This window comes from Aurantimonas sp. DM33-3, assembly GCF_014334315.1.
GTDB lineage: Bacteria > Pseudomonadota > Alphaproteobacteria > Rhizobiales > Rhizobiaceae > Aurantimonas > Aurantimonas coralicida.
In genome coordinates, this window is the sequence record NZ_JACSGS010000003.1 from 168,688 (window position 1) to 183,542 (window position 14,855).

The window sequence follows — 14,855 nt, forward strand, 5'->3', positions numbered from 1 at the left end:
TTCGCCTCGGTTTCGCGGCCATTCCAGCTAGGACACGACCGAGGATCGGCGACCCTGCCCCTCGGAATCATGCCCGGCGCGCTCCGCCTCCTGTCCGGCGCCGGTTCGTGGCCCCGGTCGGACGGTCGGTCGCGGCGCTGCCCGCAGCACGGGACGGCCGCTCCGGCCGCCCCTCCCCGGACAGGTCGCCACGGGTCAGCGACGCCATTTTCACGTCGCGGCTACAAAAACCGAAAAACGAATAACGGAACAGACTGGTCCTGCCCCCGTTTTGCCATCATCCAGCAAGCGGGATCTCAATCGGAGATTTCGTTATGTTACCAATCGAATAGAAAGGTAATATTACATGCGTAATATTTTTGTCGTCACTCTTCTTGCAGGCTCGGCACTGACCGGCACCGCTTTCGCTCAGGACAACAACAGCGAGAACGCAAATTCCACCGCTGACGTTGTTGTCCAGCCGGATGCCCCCGCGGTGAAGGTCGACGTTCCGGAGCCCGACGTCCAGGTCAACCAGGCCGATCCCAACGTCTCGGTTTCGCAGCCGCAGCCGACCATCACGGTGAACCAGCCGGCGCCGACGATCAGCGTCGACATTCCGCAGCCGACCATCACCGTCCGCATGCCCGACCCGAATGTCGACGTCGAGATGGCGCAGCCGGAAGTCTCGGTCAGCCAGGGCGAGCCGCGGGTCTCCGTTGATGATTCCGGCAATGCCGCGGTCGAGACCCCGGACGATGGCGACGAGCAGGCCAATGTCACGGTCGACCAGGCCAACGCCAATGTTCAGGTCCGCCAGTCCGACCAGCGCCCGCAGATCCGCTATCAGAGCGAGGACGCCAAGGTCTCCGTCAACCAGGAGAAGGGCGAGCCGAAGATCATCTATCAGAACGCCGATGGTTCGCCGATGGACGGTTCGGAAGACACCGCCGCGGATCGTCAGCAGCAGAGCAACGCCGCCAGCCAGGACCGTCAGGAGCGCGTGACCTCCGAGGAGACGGCAGGCGAGCGCTCGGCGACCGACAACGAGACCATGGCGATCAATCCGGGCTCTTCGAGCGAGCGTGAGATGACCGTCGAAGAAGTCACCGATTACGACATCATCGGCGCCAATGGCGAAGTCCTCGGCGACATCCAGGAGATCGTGAAGGTCGACAACCGTCTCTTCGCCGTCATCGGCTCGGGCGGCTTCCTCGGTCTCGGCGAGAAGGAAGTGGCGATCCCGCTGTCCTCGCTGATGGCCACCGACCGCGGCATGATCGCGCCGAACGTCACCGAGAGCCAGATCGACGCGCTGAGCGAGTTCGACGACGATCAGTATCCCGAGCTCGAAGACGAGACGCGGATCACCGTCGGCCAGCAGTAAGCCTCGACGCTCCCGCATGAACGAAGGGCCGCCGGTTGATCCGGCGGCCCTTTTTGCGTCGGGCACGGATCGCCTGATCGGGCATAGTCCTTCGAGCCGCGCCGCCACACCGGCGAAACCGGGCGCCGCCTGACGCCAAGACGCTACCGCGCAATGACGTCCGTCGGCCTCCACCCCCTGCTGCGATCACTCCGCCTGACGCAGGACCTCCAGCGGCGAGGCGACCGGCGCGCCGGGCTCGCTCGCCCCTCGAACTGGCCCGGCCCGGTACAGCCGCTTCACCCGCCTCCTTACGCCATCCGGATCGTCGGCGAGGAGCCGCCGCGCCGTATCGAGCGCAGCAGCGCGCAATTCCGCCTGCCGGCGATCGATCAGCGCCGCCAGTTCGCGCGGCGTGCCGAAGGCCTCAGGCGTCGCCGCGATCTCCTGGCGCATCACGGAATAATCATGGTCGAGGCCGAGCCCGTCGGCGACCGCCTTGGCGGCTTTGGCCAGCGGCGCGATCGCGTCCGGCCACAGCGGTGCGATCAGCCGCAGATGCATCCAGTGATATTTGACCCGCTTGCGCAGCTCGTGAAGAGCCTCGTTGTCACCCTCCTTGCGCGCCGTCGCCAGCGCCGACCGCGCACGGTCATGGGTGCGGGCAAAGCCCTCGGCGATGATCGTCGCTGCGTTGCCTGCTCTGTCCTTGGGGGCGATGACGAAGCCGTCGAGCTTGTGGCGGGCCGCCCCCAGGCTGCGCGCCGCCGCCTCGATCGCCGGGCCGAGATCGCGCGTCGTCGCCGCTTCGCGCCGCGCCATCAGCTCGCTGCGCACATGATCGAAGACCGCCGGCGCCACCTCCGCCCCGCAATGCTCCGCGAGCCGGTCGAGCGCCTCCACCAGCGCGCCGCTGTCGCGTGCCCCAGACAGGCTTCGCGCCAGGTCGCGGTAGCGGGCATTTTCCTTCGCATGGAAGGCCGGCCGCGCATCGCGGACCAGCCGCGTCAGCCCGCGCAGCTTCTTCAGCCGCTTGCGGGCCTCGTGCACGGCGGCATTCGGGTCGCCGTCGGTCGCCACCAGCACCCGCTCCGCCCGGCGCAGCTGCTCGCCGGCGATGCGCCGGAACTCGGCATCGAGCGGCGCGGCGGGGTCGAGCTTGTAGGCCATGGCATCTGCACCTTCGAATGGGATCTGCGGCGCACCGACCACGCCGGCCGCGCCTTCGCCAAGATGGCGCCGGGCCGCCGCCTGCCAAGCCGGCCCGGCGTCAATCCGGCGCCTGCGGCATTCCCTCCAGCGCCAGCTGCGAGTTGAAATAGCGCGCATCGCCCGTCACCTCGCGGCCGAGAAAATCCGGCAGCGGCGGCGCGTCGTCCGCCGTCTTCAGCTCGATCTCGGCCATCACCAGCCCGTCCAGCGCACCGGCGAAGACGTCCACCTCCACCTGCCAGCCGCCCGCCAGCGGCACGATATGGCGGGTCTTCGCCACCAGCTTGCCGACCCGGCTCTCGCGCAGCTCCACCGCGTCCTGCAGCGGAATGTCGTATTCGAACTCGCCGCGCGACAGCCCGTCCCGCCCGGTCTTGATCGTCAGCCGGGCCCGCGCCCCGTCGCTGATCCGCACCCGCACCGACGCGCCCTCCCGGCTGAACAGGTAGAACTGCTCGAGCCGCGCCGACCCCGTGGCGAGCGCCCGCCAGCCGCCATGCGCCACCAGGAACTTGCGCTCGATCTCCTGCCCCATCAGCCGCCGCCCGCACGGCGCGGAACGCCGCAATTGCCGGCCCGACGGCTCAGAATCGTCGCTCCGCCACACAACATTGCAGCAATCACCGACATTCCTCTGCGGAATAAAATGCCACCGCTGCGAGCATATCCGTCAGAATATGACAATTTTGACTGGACCATATCTCTCATACATCTATGTTTTCCTTCTGGCAGGGCTGCCTGGCCGACCGGATTGCCGCACCGGTCATGCTCGAAGCCGGCAGCGCGGCGCCATGCGGCGTCGACTTGGAGGACAGCATGCAATGGATGTTTTGGAAATACGGAGCCGGACGGCGTGATGCCGGGCCACCCGATGAGGACACCGTCGAGCCGTCGCGCCGCCGGTTCCTGATCGGTCTCGGCGTGGCCGGCGGTCTGGCGCTCGTCGCCCCGACGGTCATTCTGACGGCCCCGGCCGATGCGGCGGAGCCCGATCCGGATTCGGACCTGCCCGACGGGGAGGACGATGGCAGCTACGAGGTCGCGCAGCGCCGCGACGATCGGCGTCGCAGGCGTCGGCGGCGGCGTCGGCGGCGGCGGGACCGGCGCGGACGCCGGCGGGACCTGCGCAGGCGGCGGCGGCGCGAGCGGCGCAGGCGGCGGCGGCGGCGGGATCGCCGCAGGGGCTGCGTGGATGTCGGCCCGGTCACCATCTGCGACTAGGCTGAACGCCCCATTCTGAGGTTGGCGGCGGCGGCACTTTCGGTGTCCGCCGCCGCGCCTTCGCGGCCACATATCCCCGCGCGCTGGCCGTCCATGCGAAACGGCGCTTCCAAGAACCGTTACAAATCTCTATATCGCGCGACATGAGCACCATGCCCGCGAATACGCCCCTCGACCACATCCGCAATTTCTCGATCGTCGCCCATATCGACCACGGGAAATCGACCCTTGCCGACCGGCTGATCCAGTCCACCGGCGGGCTGGAACTGCGTGACATGAAGGCCCAGGTCCTCGACTCGATGGATATCGAGCGCGAGCGCGGCATCACCATCAAGGCCCAGACCGTCCGCCTGCACTACACGGCGAAGAACGGCGAGACCTACGTCCTCAACCTCATCGACACGCCCGGCCATGTCGACTTCGCCTACGAGGTGTCGCGCTCGCTGGCCGCCTGCGAGGGCGCGCTGCTGGTGGTCGACGCGGCGCAGGGCGTCGAGGCGCAGACGCTGGCCAATGTCTATCTCGCCCTCGACGCCAATCTCGAGATCGTCCCGGTCCTCAACAAGATCGACCTGCCGGCCGCCGAGCCCGACAAGGTCAAGGAACAGATCGAGGAGGTCATCGGCCTCGACGCCTCCGACGCGGTGATGATCTCGGCGAAATCCGGCCTCGGCATCGAGGACGTGCTGGAAGCCATCGTCCACCGCCTGCCTGCCCCCGCCGAGGGCGACCGCAAGGCGCCGCTCAAGGCGATGCTGGTCGACAGCTGGTACGACGCCTATCTCGGCGTCATCGTCCTCGTGCGCATCATCGACGGCGAGCTGAAGAAGGGCCAGACCATCCGCATGATGGGCACCGATGCCCGCTACCCGGTCGACCGGGTCGGCGTCTTCACCCCCGCCATGGTCCAGGTCGAGGCGCTCGGCCCCGGTGAGCTCGGCTTCATCACCGCCTCGATCAAGGAAGTCGCCGACACCCGCGTCGGCGACACCATCACCGACGACAAGCGCCAGACGACCTCCATGCTGCCGGGCTTCAAGCCGGCTCAGCCCGTCGTCTTCTGCGGCCTGTTCCCGGTCGACGCCTCCGATTTCGACGAGCTGCGCGCCGCCATGGGCAAGCTGCGGCTCAACGACGCCAGCTTCTCCTACGAGATGGAATCCTCGGCCGCGCTCGGTTTCGGCTTCCGCTGCGGCTTCCTCGGCCTGCTCCATCTGGAGATCGTCCAGGAGCGCCTGTCCCGCGAGTTCGACCTCGATCTCATCGCCACCGCGCCCTCGGTCGTCTACGACATCAAGCTCACCGACGGCTCGACCATACAGCTGCACAATCCGGCCGACATGCCGGACGTGATGAAGGTCGCCGAGATCCACGAGCCCTGGATCAAGGCCACGATCCTCACGCCCGACGATTATCTCGGCAACATCCTGCAGCTGTGCCAGGAGCGGCGCGGCAACCAGACCGACCTCTCCTATGTCGGCAAGCGCGCCATGGTCTCCTACGAGCTGCCGCTCAACGAGGTGGTCTTCGACTTCTACGACCGCCTCAAATCCATCTCCAAGGGCTACGCCTCCTTCGACTACCACATGGCCGACTACCGCGAGGGCGACCTCGTCAAGATGTCGATCATGGTCAATGGCGAGCCGGTCGACGCGCTCTCCATGCTGGTCCACCGCAGCCAGGCCGAGCGCCGCGGCCGCGGCATGTGCGAGAAGCTGAAGGAGCTGATCCCCAACCACCTCTTCAAGATCCCGATCCAGGCGGCGATCGGCGGCAAGGTGATCGCCCGCGAGACCATCTCGGCCCTGCGCAAGGACGTCACCGCCAAATGCTACGGCGGCGACGCCTCCCGCAAGCGCAAGCTCCTCGACAAGCAGAAAGAGGGCAAGAAGCGCATGCGCCAGTTCGGCAAGGTCGACATCCCCCAGGAAGCCTTCATCGCCGCCCTCAAGATGGACAGCTGACGGGGCTGATCACCGGGCACCGGTCGCGGCCGGGTGGACGGGGACGACCGGATTGACAGATCGCGCCCGGCCCTTCCACAGTCAGGGCATGGAGAGATGCGATGGCGTCGGTGAAACTGTCCCTGTCTGATCCCATGAAGCAATGGGTGGAGGACCAGGCCAAATCCGGCCACTATGCCGACGCCGGCGACTTCGTGCGCGATCTCATCGACAGGGAAAAGCAGCGCCGGGACGCGATCGCGGCGATGCAGTGCAGGGTCGACGAGGCCCTCGCCAGCGGGATCGGCAACCACTCCACCGATGCCCTGTTCGCCGAAGCCGAGGCGCGCGCCGACCGGCCCGACTGAGCATGGGCTTTCGGCTGACGCGGGCGGCGGAAGACGACCTCGTCGCGATCGCCGAAGCCGGCATCCGTCTCTTCGGCCACCGGCAGGCCCGCCGCTATCACGACGAACTGTTCGCGCGTTTCGCGCTGCTCGCTGCCAATCCGAGAATGGCCCGCGAGCGTCAGGAAATCTCCCCGCCGGTCCGCATCCATCCCTTCAAGGCGCATCTCGTCGTCTACCTCGTCGAAGACGCCGACATCCTCATCCTGCGCATCCGCCACGCCCACGAGGATTGGCAGGGGGAAGCGTAGTTTTGCCGCCCGAACGCCGCCCGTCCTGCTGCCCCCTGCCGAATGAAGCCTTCGCTGCCGATTTGGCGGGGATGGCTGAGGCGCCGGGCACCCCTCGTGGTTCGACAGGCTCACCATGAGGGGTTCCTGAACCGCCGCGTCTAGATGCCAAGTGCTGCCGCTTCCAGGCTCCCAGGCTCCCAAGCACTCTGGCACTCTGGCTCGCTGGCACGCTGGCAGCGCCTTCGGCTTCCCCGCTCCTCGTCTATCGCCCAGACGCGAACCGCGCAGGCCGCCAGAGCTGGCACGCCATCCCCTTCACCCTCATGGTGAGCCTGTCGAACCACGAGGGTGACGCCCCACCGTCCAATCCCGATTGCCTCGCCCCGCCAAATCTGAGCCTGTCGAACGATGAGCTAACGGTCACTCTTCAGGTGCTATACGCGCTCGGTAGGTCTCGTCCCATTCCCAATAGCCGATCTGTTCCCACCTCTCGGCGTCCTTAAACCGCATCTTCTGCAGATTAAGCTTTGGTCCCATCGCCGCTATCAGAAGCGCCTCCAGATCACCAATGGTCGTTGATGTATCGTCCGTCACCGCCCCACTCGGTTGATTTAGCGACAAAATTCCCTCCTTGTCAGGTGTCTTGCCGACGACGTTGAACCCGAACCAAGAAAAGCGGTCCCATTTGCCGTTGAGATGATCGGTATGATGATCACGAAGGCGCGCCCCAAGGCGGTCGCCCTTGGCTAGCCCAACGTAGGCTGGTCCGTACTCATCGAAGAGAATATAGATCCCTTGCTGGCGGCGAAAATCCGCAACCCTTATAGCAGGACGATTTTTTCCAATGCGACCGAGAAGTCGAAAGTTACGGTTGCCTTGCCCTGGGAACCACTCGATCTCGTCTGCTCTCCAGAAGAGCCCGTAACTCGTTACTTTCATAATGATCCCACCCTTGGCTCGTCACTGCAGCAGTATGTATGCAATACGCAGCCAATGAAAGCACTTTTGACGAGCCGCCCCTGGCAAGGTATACTATGGAGCAGCCGATCGATATTTCTAAGAGGAGATACCGCAGAACAAGAATCGGCATCCAACTGGGATTTCACCAATTGATTCCCACGGCATTGAGCGTGCTCAGGAATTAAAGACGAGATGTGAGCCGGAATCCGCATCAGTTGCATTCTGATGTCCCTTCTTACTAAACGGACACCGCCGCCCTTCGCGCCCTCCTCCTCCTCATGGTGAGCTTGTCGAACCATGGCGACAACGCACCAGCCTGCCGGCCAGCGATGAGGATACCCAACCGTGTTCGACATGATCGGCGACGTCGTCGGCTACACCACCGCCCGATACCTCCTGCCCGCCCTGAGTTTCGGCAAGCTCAGGGTTCAGACGCTCCGCAGCAGCGAGGGCGGCTTCAACTGGTTCGGCTTCCGACGCGAGACCGATGGCAGCATACTGGTCGAGTCAAACATGGCAGGCTGGCTCGGACTGTTCGTCTGGATCGCCGCACTCGTCGTGCTGATCGTCTTCGTTGGGGGATGATTTGCGGGTTCCGGTAGCAGAGCCGCCGAGTGAACCGGGCCGTCAGCGCAAGGACAGGGCGGGTAGGTCGGAGAACGGAATTGCCGGTGTCGGGCAAATGGTATGGCCAAGCAGCCGCTCGCAGGCTCGCTCTAAGTTGAAACAGAATCGGTAATTCTGTTTCATCGATCTTCGTTCAACCTTGGATTTCCGGTCATCGCCAATGCACTGAGCAAGGCGCAAAGCGGTTGTGTTCCAACCTGACGCTTTGCTCCATACTCCAAGCACCTTGCGTCCCTGCGCCCTCCTCTGCCCCCCTCATGGTGAGCCTGTCGAACCACGAGGGGACCCCCAGAAAACTTTTCCCCGCCCTCCCCCACCTCCCGCATCATCCTCTCACCGCCGGCCCGCGAAACGGGCGCGAATGATCACCGGGATCGTTCGGGGGCCAAGGGAGCAATCCTGGCGGGCGGTGCCGGTTCATGTCGCCTCCGGAGCGGCGGAACCGGGCCGGTGACGGCCGAGCCGGCCTTCCGTTCTGCGGGGAAGGCGGCACGTTGCCGGGCGGGAGGTCGTGCTCCTGCCGGCAGCTTCCCGGAACCCTTCGCCCCGGCATAAGCCGGCGGCGGCGGGGGAATGGTTCGGCGGCGGACGGGTGACGAGACCCCGCCCGCGTTTCCGGCACCCACCGCGCGGCACGCCGGAGGCGGACCGTAAGACCAAATATCGGAGGGTTCGCCTCCGGCGCGCCGTCGCCCGTCCCGCCCCATGGCGGAGACCCGGGCGGCCAGACGATCCCGCCGAAACGGCCACCGGCCGCCTCGGAGGGAGACGGGCCTGTCAGGCTCCGGCCCGGATCGGGCGCGGAAATGCGCACGCGCGCCTTCATCTTGGGCCTCGCATCGGCTAGACACCGCGGCTTCCGATTCGCCGTCCCGGCCTGCCCACCTGCCTTAGCCGCGCCCCGTCCCGTTCCGGGCGCGCGGCCGATTCCTTCCGCGAGTTTCACGAATGCCCCGCTTTCCCGGCCTCGATTTCGGCACCACCAATTCCACCCTGGCCCTGGCGGCCCCCGGCGGCGCGCCGGCGCTGGTGCCGGTCGAGGCGGACAGCCCGACCATCCCCTCGGCGCTGTTCTTCAGCCTCGAGGATGGCGGCACATATTTTGGCCGCGCCGCCATCTTCGAATATGTCGACGGCGCCGAGGGCCGCTTCATGCGGGCGCTGAAGTCGATCCTCGGCACCTCGCTGATGGCCGAGACCACCCCGATCGGGCGCCAGCGCATGAGCTTCGAGGCGCTGATCGGCCGCTTTCTGAAACATCTGCGCGGAAAGCTGGAGGCCGAGGCCGCCCGCAGCGAGGGCGGGCCGGATGCCGTCGCCACCGACCGCGTCGTTCTCGGCCGGCCGGTGCATTTCATCGACGACGATGCGGTCGCCGACCAGACCGCCGAGGACCAGCTCGCCGCCGCCGCCCGCGCCGAGGGGTTCCGTCACATCGAGTTCCAGTTCGAGCCCGTCGCCGCCGCGCTCTATTACGAAAGCCGCATCGAAGCCGAGCAGCTCGCCCTAGTGGTCGATATCGGCGGCGGCACCTCGGACTTTTCCGTGGTGCGCCTGTCGCCCGAGCGGGCGAAATCTGCCGCCGGCGACCGGCTGGACGACATCCTCGCCTCGACCGGCGTTCATGTCGGCGGCACCGATTTCGACCGGGTGCTGTCGCTCGCCCGGGTCATGCCGGGTCTCGGCATGGGCAGCCACACCGCCGACGGCAAGCGGCGGATGCCGGTCTGGTACTTCAACGACATGGCCACCTGGCACCGGGTCAACACGCTCTACACGGCCAAGATCCTGCGCGACATTCGCGGTCTTGCCCGCGAGGCCGCCGAGCCGGAGAAGCTTGCCCGCTTCGAGCATCTGCTGGTCCACCGCTCGGGCCATCGCCTCGCCGGCGCCGTCGAGACCGCCAAGATCGCGCTCAGCGAGACCGATGCGACCACGATCCGGCTGCAGGAGCTCGGCCTGCTTCTGGAGGCGCCCGCCACCCGCGCCGAGTTCGAGGCCGCCTCCGCCGAGCTGGTCGGCCGGATCGGCGGCGCCATCGACGACGCGCTGACGACGGCCGGTGTCGGGCCGCAGGCGATCGAGACGGTGATCCTGACCGGCGGCGGTGCCCAGGTGCCGGCCGTCCGTGCCGCCGCCACAGCCCGTTTTCCCGCTGCCCGCATCGCCCAGTCCGACGCCTTCGGCTCGGTCGGCCTCGGCCTCGCCATCGACGCCGCCCGCCGCTTCGCCTGAACCGGGGCGGGGCCCGAAGAGCGGCCGGCCGGCTGCGACCACAGGACGCGGTTTTCCGCCGGATTCTACCGGCCGGGTTGTGCCCGGTTAACGAATTCCGGCGATACTGATTGCAAGGAACAGACGCGGTGAGAGCTATGAGCAGTTTGCTGGCCAGATGGGGCAAGGCGACCGGCTTTCAGGGTCGCGACAAGCGCAGCGCCCGCCGGGTGCGCACGCGGCTGCGGCCCCAGCGCGTCCTCTCCATGCGCAACGCCATCATCGCCGATTGCGCCATGGTCGACCGCTCCGACAGCGGCGCCAAGCTGCAATTCATCGTCGATGTCGATCTGCCGCGCATCTTCCTCCTGCAGGATCTCGCCGAGGGAACCACCCACGAGGTCGAGCTGATCTGGAGCCGCCCCGGCCAGGCCGGCGTGCGCTTCACCCACCACCCGGCCCCGTGCGGCGTGTCCTCCGCCAATAAGTGACTCCCTCCCCGCCTGTGCTATCTGCCGGGCGCAATCCATTTGGAGGGAAACACCATGCTGACACTCGACAAGGCCCGCATTATCATCGCCGAGGCCATGAAGATGGGCGCCGCCAAGGGCTTCAAGCCGCTGACCGTCGCCGTCCTCGACGCCGGCGGCGCGCTGATCGCGCTGGAGCGTGCCGACGGCTCGGCCCGCATGCGCCCCGACATCGCCACCGGCAAGGCCAATGGCGCCATCGCCATGGGCATGGGCTCGCGGGCGATCTGGCAGCGGGCCGAGCAGCAGCCCTATTTCATCCAGTCGATGAACGCGCTGGCCAAGGGCGTGCTGGTGCCGGTGCCGGGCGGCGTCCTGATCCGCGGCGAAGGCAATGTCATCCTCGGCGCCGTCGGCATCACCGGCGACACCTCCGACAATGACGAGGCCGCCGCCACCGCCGGCATCGAGGCCGCCGGCTTCACCGCCGACGGCGGCTGACCCTCTCGCCAAGCGACCCCGATGCGGCGGGGAAATCTCGCCGCATCGACGCCGCCCGCCGATCTTTTTGTCGTCCCGCCTGAAACAATTCGCCCCGCCTCACCGAAGCTTGTGTTGAGCCCGCAGCCTCCGATCGCGCACCAATGGTGCCGACACGGGCGGCGGCCCCAGACCAGCAAGGGAACGAGACCATGGCAGGACGAACCGGATTCGCATTGGCGGGCCTCGCCGCCGCAGCCCTCGCGGCAGGCGCCAGCCTGATGCCGAGCGGCGTAGCCGCCCAGAGCACCGAGACGGCGATCTTCGCCGGCGGCTGCTTCTGGTGTGTCGAGAGCGACTTCGACCACGTCGCCGGCGTCCTCGACACCACCTCCGGCTATATCGGCGGGCAGAACGAGAACCCCACCTACCAGAACCACCCCGGCCACGTGGAAGCGGTGAAGATCACCTACGATCCGAAGCGCGTCAGCTACGATCAGCTGCTCAACGTGTTCTGGCATTCGGTCGATCCGACCGACGCCGGCGGCCAGTTCTGCGACCGCGGCCACGCCTATACGACGGCGATCTTCGCGACGGATCAGAGCCAGGTGCAGAAGGCCAAGGCCTCCAAGGCCGCCATCGCCAAGGATCTGCCGAAAGTGGTGACCCCCATCAACTCGGCCCCGACCTTCTGGCCGGCCGAGGGGTACCACCAGGATTACTACAAGAAGAATGCGCTGAAATATAAGTACTACCGCTTCAGCTGCGGTCGCAACGCCCGGGTCCGCGACGTCTGGGGCGACAAGGCCTATCAGGGCATCAAGGACGCCATGGGCTGATCGCCCACCTGCGCCAAGCCCCTGTCACCCGTCGGAAGGACAAGCCCCATGCGATCTCCCATTGGCGCAATCGCCACCGTCACCGCTGCGCTGCTCGTCATGAGCCTGCCGGTCAAAGCAGCGGATGACTGGGTGACGAAGCAGAGTGCCAGGTCTGTGGCGGACACGGTGTCCGCCCTGACCGCGGCGGTGGACAAGGCCGGTGCAAAGGTGATGGCGACCGTCGATCACCAGGCCAACGCCGCGACCATAGACACCGCGATCCCGGCAACGACACTGGTCATCTTCGGCAATCCGAAGCTCGGCACGCCGCTGATCGCCGAGAACCGCCGCGTCGCCATCGACCTGCCCCAGAAGGTGCTGGTCTGGGACGAGGACGGCGTCACCATGCTCGGCTATGTCGATCCGGCCGAGCTTGCCGAACGCTACGGCTTCGCACCCGACCATCCGTCGATCAAGGCGATGCAGGGCGCGCTGGACAAGCTGACGACCGCGGCATCGGCGGACCAGTAGCGGTCCGCCGCGCCGGCACTGCTCAGCGCTTCATCGGCTCGATCCAGATCTCGGCCGTCAGCACGTTTTCCGGCTGCGAGATCGCGTAGAGGACGGCACCGGCGACGTCGTCGGCCTGCATCGCGTCGGGTTTGCGCTGGTCGAAGAAGGGCGTGTCGACCATGCCCGGCTCGATCAGCGTCACCTTCACACCGTCGTCGCGCAGTTCCTCGCGCAGGTTCTGGCCGTAGCCGGTAATCGCCCATTTGGTCGCGCCGTAGATCGAGCCGGCGAGCACCTTGCGGCCGGCGATCGACCCGGTGAGGACGTAATGCCCCTTGTCCGCGACGACGGCATCATGGGTCGCCTTCACCGTGTACATGACGCCGAGCACATTGGTGGTCACCATCCGGTGCCAGTCCTCGACATCGCCCTTGGCCGTACCGGACGAATTCGAACCGACCCCGGCATTCGCGAACACCACGTCGATGCTGCCGAAGCGCTCGAGCACGGCCGCAGTCATCGCCTGCTGCGCAGCGTAGTCGCTGACGTCGCAGGCAACCGCCATCGCCTTGTTCTCGCCGAGTTCGGTGACGAGACCGTCGAGCTTGTCCTTGGAGCGGGCCGCAAGGGCGACCCGATAGCCGGCCGCGACAGCACGTCGCGCCGTCGCGGCACCGATCCCGGTCGAGGCGCCAGTGATGAGCATGGTCTTCATTTCGATACTCCGTTGAATCCGTTCGGGTCGTTGCCGTCAGGGCAAGCCCCGCATCGTCGCGGCAGTTGGGCATCGAACGGATTTTGGGAAGGGCGAGCGCCCGCCGAACGCTTGGATGAACGGACGAAATCGCCCTGGCGGTTGGTCGCAGATGGAACCGTTATCGGCAGGAGCGATTATCGAAGCGAACAACACATTTCGTCCCCCATCGCAGCGAGCGGCAGCGGGACCTGAGCGCAAGGAGCCACCATGGCCAAGACCACCAAGACGAAGATGCACAAGACCATGAACCCGATCTCGGAGAACATCCGCGGATCGATGGTCGAACTCCTGCAGACGCACCTCGCGACCGCCGTCGACATCACCTACCAGACCAAGCAGGCCCACTGGAACGTGAAGGGCATGAACTTCATCGCCGTCCACGAGCTGTTCGACGATCTGCACGAAGAGACCGAGGAATATGTCGACACCATCGCCGAGCGACTGACCGCGATCGGCGGCCAGGCCCACGGCACCGTGCAGGCGGCCTCCGAGAACTCGCTTCTCGACCCCTATCCGCTCGATCTCGTGAAGTCCGAGGATCACCTCAAGCGGCTGACCGAGAGCTACTCCAAGTGGAGCGCGGCCGTCGCGGAGGGCATCGAGGAAGCCTCGGAAGCCGGCGATCCGCTGACCGAGGACCTGCTCACGGCGATCGGCCGCGGCCTCGACAAGGGCATCTACTTCATGGAGAGCCATTTCCAGGCGTAAGCGCCGTTGGAAGTGAGCGTGAAACAAGAAGGGGCGGTGTCTTGCGACACCGCCCCTTTCTCATATCGAAGGTCTGTGTGTTCGGATCAGGCGATCGTCTGGCCGGTCTTCTTCCAGTCGGCCAGGAAGGCGTCGAGACCCTTATCGGTCAGCGGATGCTTCACGAGGCCCTTCAGGGTCGCCGGCGGGACGGTCGCCACGTCGGCGCCCAGCAGTGCGGCTTCACGAACATGGTTCGATGTCCGGATCGAGGCTGCGAGGATCTCGGTCTCGAAACCGTAATTGTCGTAGATCCGCCGGATGTCGGCGATCAGCCCCATGCCGTCGATATTGATGTCGTCGAGCCGGCCGATGAACGGCGAGATGTAGGTGGCACCGGCCTTGGCGGCGAGCAGCGCCTGCACCGCCGAGAAGCACAGCGTGACATTGGTCTGGAAACCCTCGTCCGTCAGCTCCTTGCACGCCTTGAGGCCGGCAAGCGTCAGCGGCAGCTTGATGCAGACATTCTCCGCGATGCCGGCAAGGAGCTTGCCCTCGCGGATCATTTCGTCGGTCTCGACCGCGGTGACCTCGGCGGATACCGGACCGTCGACGATCTCGCAGATCTCGGCGATGATATCCTTCATCGGCCGGTCGGCCTTCATGATCAGCGACGGATTGGTGGTCACTCCGTCGATCAGACCTGTCTCGGACAGGTCCTTGATCTCGGAAAGATCGGCAGTATCGACAAAGAATTTCATGGCGCCCTCATTCGGCTCGGTGATCATTCGCGGGATGCATAACAGCCCGGCCCCGGTTCGCGCTACATGCGACCGGCTTCTTCTCTTCATATAGGGGGCGGCGGTCGGCCGAGAACATGCCGGGCGGACTTGCGGATCACCGTATCCGCCGCCAGTTGAGACGTGGCGCTCGTCCTGCGAGCGCGGCTTTCCTTTCGAGGGGCC

17 protein-coding genes are annotated in these 14,855 nt (G+C 66.2%); 12 read left to right on the forward strand and 5 right to left on the reverse strand.

Annotated elements, in window-relative coordinates; translation table 11 throughout:
• The first annotated feature begins 346 nt into the window (after positions 1-346).
• Complete coding sequence (locus H9Q09_RS05790; RefSeq protein ID WP_187390267.1) at positions 347-1,366, forward strand: PRC-barrel domain-containing protein; 1,020 nt, start codon at positions 347-349, stop codon at positions 1,364-1,366.
• Between the two features lie 186 nt (positions 1,367-1,552).
• On the opposite strand, the gene H9Q09_RS05795 is transcribed toward H9Q09_RS05790, so the two are convergent.
• Positions 1,553-2,515 carry a CHAD domain-containing protein gene (locus tag H9Q09_RS05795; protein WP_187390268.1) on the reverse strand — a complete coding sequence of 321 codons (963 nt, stop codon included), beginning with the start codon at positions 2,513-2,515 and terminating at the stop codon, positions 1,553-1,555.
• A 100-nt stretch (positions 2,516-2,615) separates the two neighbouring features.
• Positions 2,616-3,092, reverse strand: coding sequence for a CYTH domain-containing protein (locus tag H9Q09_RS05800; RefSeq protein ID WP_187390269.1), 477 nt, complete (start codon positions 3,090-3,092; stop codon positions 2,616-2,618).
• Between the two features lie 179 nt (positions 3,093-3,271).
• Between H9Q09_RS05800 and H9Q09_RS05805 the strand changes: the two genes are divergently transcribed.
• The 4 genes from H9Q09_RS05805 to H9Q09_RS05820 all read left to right on the forward strand — a co-directional run bounded on the left by H9Q09_RS05805 (position 3,272) and on the right by H9Q09_RS05820 (position 6,379).
• Positions 3,272-3,778: a hypothetical protein gene (locus H9Q09_RS05805; RefSeq protein ID WP_187390270.1), complete on the forward strand. Its 507-nt coding sequence runs from the start codon at positions 3,272-3,274 to the stop codon at positions 3,776-3,778.
• Positions 3,779-3,930: 152 nt separating this feature from the next.
• On the forward strand, positions 3,931-5,742 hold the full coding sequence (lepA, locus tag H9Q09_RS05810) for a translation elongation factor 4 (RefSeq protein WP_187390271.1): 1,812 nt from the start codon (positions 3,931-3,933) through the stop codon (positions 5,740-5,742).
• Positions 5,743-5,843: 101 nt separating this feature from the next.
• The gene (locus H9Q09_RS05815) at positions 5,844-6,089 is read left to right on the forward strand and encodes a type II toxin-antitoxin system ParD family antitoxin (protein WP_187390272.1); all 246 of its coding nucleotides are present in this window, start codon (positions 5,844-5,846) and stop codon (positions 6,087-6,089) included.
• 2 nt (positions 6,090-6,091) lie between these two features.
• Entirely contained in the window at positions 6,092-6,379 is a 288-nt protein-coding gene (locus H9Q09_RS05820; RefSeq protein WP_187390273.1) for a type II toxin-antitoxin system RelE/ParE family toxin, read from the forward strand.
• Between the two features lie 402 nt (positions 6,380-6,781).
• Here the strand turns inward: H9Q09_RS05820 and H9Q09_RS05825 are convergent, their stop codons facing one another.
• On the reverse strand, positions 6,782-7,300 hold the full coding sequence (locus tag H9Q09_RS05825; protein WP_187390274.1) for a GIY-YIG nuclease family protein: 519 nt from the start codon (positions 7,298-7,300) through the stop codon (positions 6,782-6,784).
• 375 nt (positions 7,301-7,675) lie between these two features.
• Here H9Q09_RS05825 and H9Q09_RS05830 point away from each other — a divergent pair, with 375 nt between their 5' ends.
• From H9Q09_RS05830 to H9Q09_RS05855, 6 genes are all read left to right on the forward strand, one after another.
• Entirely contained in the window at positions 7,676-7,906 is a 231-nt protein-coding gene (locus tag H9Q09_RS05830; RefSeq protein ID WP_187390465.1) for a hypothetical protein, read from the forward strand.
• A 990-nt stretch (positions 7,907-8,896) separates the two neighbouring features.
• A complete protein-coding gene (locus tag H9Q09_RS05835) occupies positions 8,897-10,183 on the forward strand; it encodes an Hsp70 family protein (protein ID WP_187390275.1) in 1,287 nt (428 codons plus the stop codon).
• 137 nt (positions 10,184-10,320) lie between these two features.
• On the forward strand, positions 10,321-10,653 hold the full coding sequence (locus H9Q09_RS05840) for a hypothetical protein (protein ID WP_187390276.1): 333 nt from the start codon (positions 10,321-10,323) through the stop codon (positions 10,651-10,653).
• 54 nt (positions 10,654-10,707) lie between these two features.
• The gene (locus H9Q09_RS05845; protein ID WP_024348960.1) at positions 10,708-11,133 is read left to right on the forward strand and encodes a heme-binding protein; all 426 of its coding nucleotides are present in this window, start codon (positions 10,708-10,710) and stop codon (positions 11,131-11,133) included.
• A 191-nt stretch (positions 11,134-11,324) separates the two neighbouring features.
• The gene (msrA, locus tag H9Q09_RS05850; protein ID WP_228237948.1) at positions 11,325-11,951 is read left to right on the forward strand and encodes a peptide-methionine (S)-S-oxide reductase MsrA; all 627 of its coding nucleotides are present in this window, start codon (positions 11,325-11,327) and stop codon (positions 11,949-11,951) included.
• A 48-nt stretch (positions 11,952-11,999) separates the two neighbouring features.
• Positions 12,000-12,464, forward strand: coding sequence for a DUF302 domain-containing protein (locus H9Q09_RS05855; protein ID WP_246716025.1), 465 nt, complete (start codon positions 12,000-12,002; stop codon positions 12,462-12,464).
• A gap of 22 nt (positions 12,465-12,486) precedes the next feature.
• On the opposite strand, the gene H9Q09_RS05860 is transcribed toward H9Q09_RS05855, so the two are convergent.
• Positions 12,487-13,161: an SDR family oxidoreductase gene (locus H9Q09_RS05860; RefSeq protein WP_187390278.1), complete on the reverse strand. Its 675-nt coding sequence runs from the start codon at positions 13,159-13,161 to the stop codon at positions 12,487-12,489.
• Positions 13,162-13,410: 249 nt separating this feature from the next.
• Between H9Q09_RS05860 and dps the strand changes: the two genes are divergently transcribed.
• Complete coding sequence (dps, locus tag H9Q09_RS05865; RefSeq protein ID WP_187390279.1) at positions 13,411-13,911, forward strand: DNA starvation/stationary phase protection protein Dps; 501 nt, start codon at positions 13,411-13,413, stop codon at positions 13,909-13,911.
• Positions 13,912-13,997: 86 nt separating this feature from the next.
• Here dps and fsa read toward each other — a convergent pair whose 3' ends face one another.
• The gene (gene fsa, locus H9Q09_RS05870) at positions 13,998-14,651 is read right to left on the reverse strand and encodes a fructose-6-phosphate aldolase (RefSeq protein ID WP_024348965.1); all 654 of its coding nucleotides are present in this window, start codon (positions 14,649-14,651) and stop codon (positions 13,998-14,000) included.
• Positions 14,652-14,855: the final 204 nt, after the last annotated feature.

Coding starts and splice junctions, on each gene's coding strand:
- H9Q09_RS05790 (WP_187390267.1), top strand. CDS start 347: ATGCGTAATATTTTTGTCGTCACTCTTCTTGCAGGCTCGGCACTGACC.
- H9Q09_RS05795 (WP_187390268.1), bottom strand. CDS start 2,515: ATGGCCTACAAGCTCGACCCCGCCGCGCCGCTCGATGCCGAGTTCCGG.
- H9Q09_RS05800 (WP_187390269.1), bottom strand. CDS start 3,092: ATGGGGCAGGAGATCGAGCGCAAGTTCCTGGTGGCGCATGGCGGCTGG.
- H9Q09_RS05805 (WP_187390270.1), top strand. CDS start 3,272: ATGTTTTCCTTCTGGCAGGGCTGCCTGGCCGACCGGATTGCCGCACCG.
- lepA (WP_187390271.1), top strand. CDS start 3,931: ATGCCCGCGAATACGCCCCTCGACCACATCCGCAATTTCTCGATCGTC.
- H9Q09_RS05815 (WP_187390272.1), top strand. CDS start 5,844: ATGGCGTCGGTGAAACTGTCCCTGTCTGATCCCATGAAGCAATGGGTG.
- H9Q09_RS05820 (WP_187390273.1), top strand. CDS start 6,092: ATGGGCTTTCGGCTGACGCGGGCGGCGGAAGACGACCTCGTCGCGATC.
- H9Q09_RS05825 (WP_187390274.1), bottom strand. CDS start 7,300: ATGAAAGTAACGAGTTACGGGCTCTTCTGGAGAGCAGACGAGATCGAG.
- H9Q09_RS05830 (WP_187390465.1), top strand. CDS start 7,676: ATGATCGGCGACGTCGTCGGCTACACCACCGCCCGATACCTCCTGCCC.
- H9Q09_RS05835 (WP_187390275.1), top strand. CDS start 8,897: ATGCCCCGCTTTCCCGGCCTCGATTTCGGCACCACCAATTCCACCCTG.
- H9Q09_RS05840 (WP_187390276.1), top strand. CDS start 10,321: ATGAGCAGTTTGCTGGCCAGATGGGGCAAGGCGACCGGCTTTCAGGGT.
- H9Q09_RS05845 (WP_024348960.1), top strand. CDS start 10,708: ATGCTGACACTCGACAAGGCCCGCATTATCATCGCCGAGGCCATGAAG.
- msrA (WP_228237948.1), top strand. CDS start 11,325: ATGGCAGGACGAACCGGATTCGCATTGGCGGGCCTCGCCGCCGCAGCC.
- H9Q09_RS05855 (WP_246716025.1), top strand. CDS start 12,000: ATGCGATCTCCCATTGGCGCAATCGCCACCGTCACCGCTGCGCTGCTC.
- H9Q09_RS05860 (WP_187390278.1), bottom strand. CDS start 13,161: ATGAAGACCATGCTCATCACTGGCGCCTCGACCGGGATCGGTGCCGCG.
- dps (WP_187390279.1), top strand. CDS start 13,411: ATGGCCAAGACCACCAAGACGAAGATGCACAAGACCATGAACCCGATC.
- fsa (WP_024348965.1), bottom strand. CDS start 14,651: ATGAAATTCTTTGTCGATACTGCCGATCTTTCCGAGATCAAGGACCTG.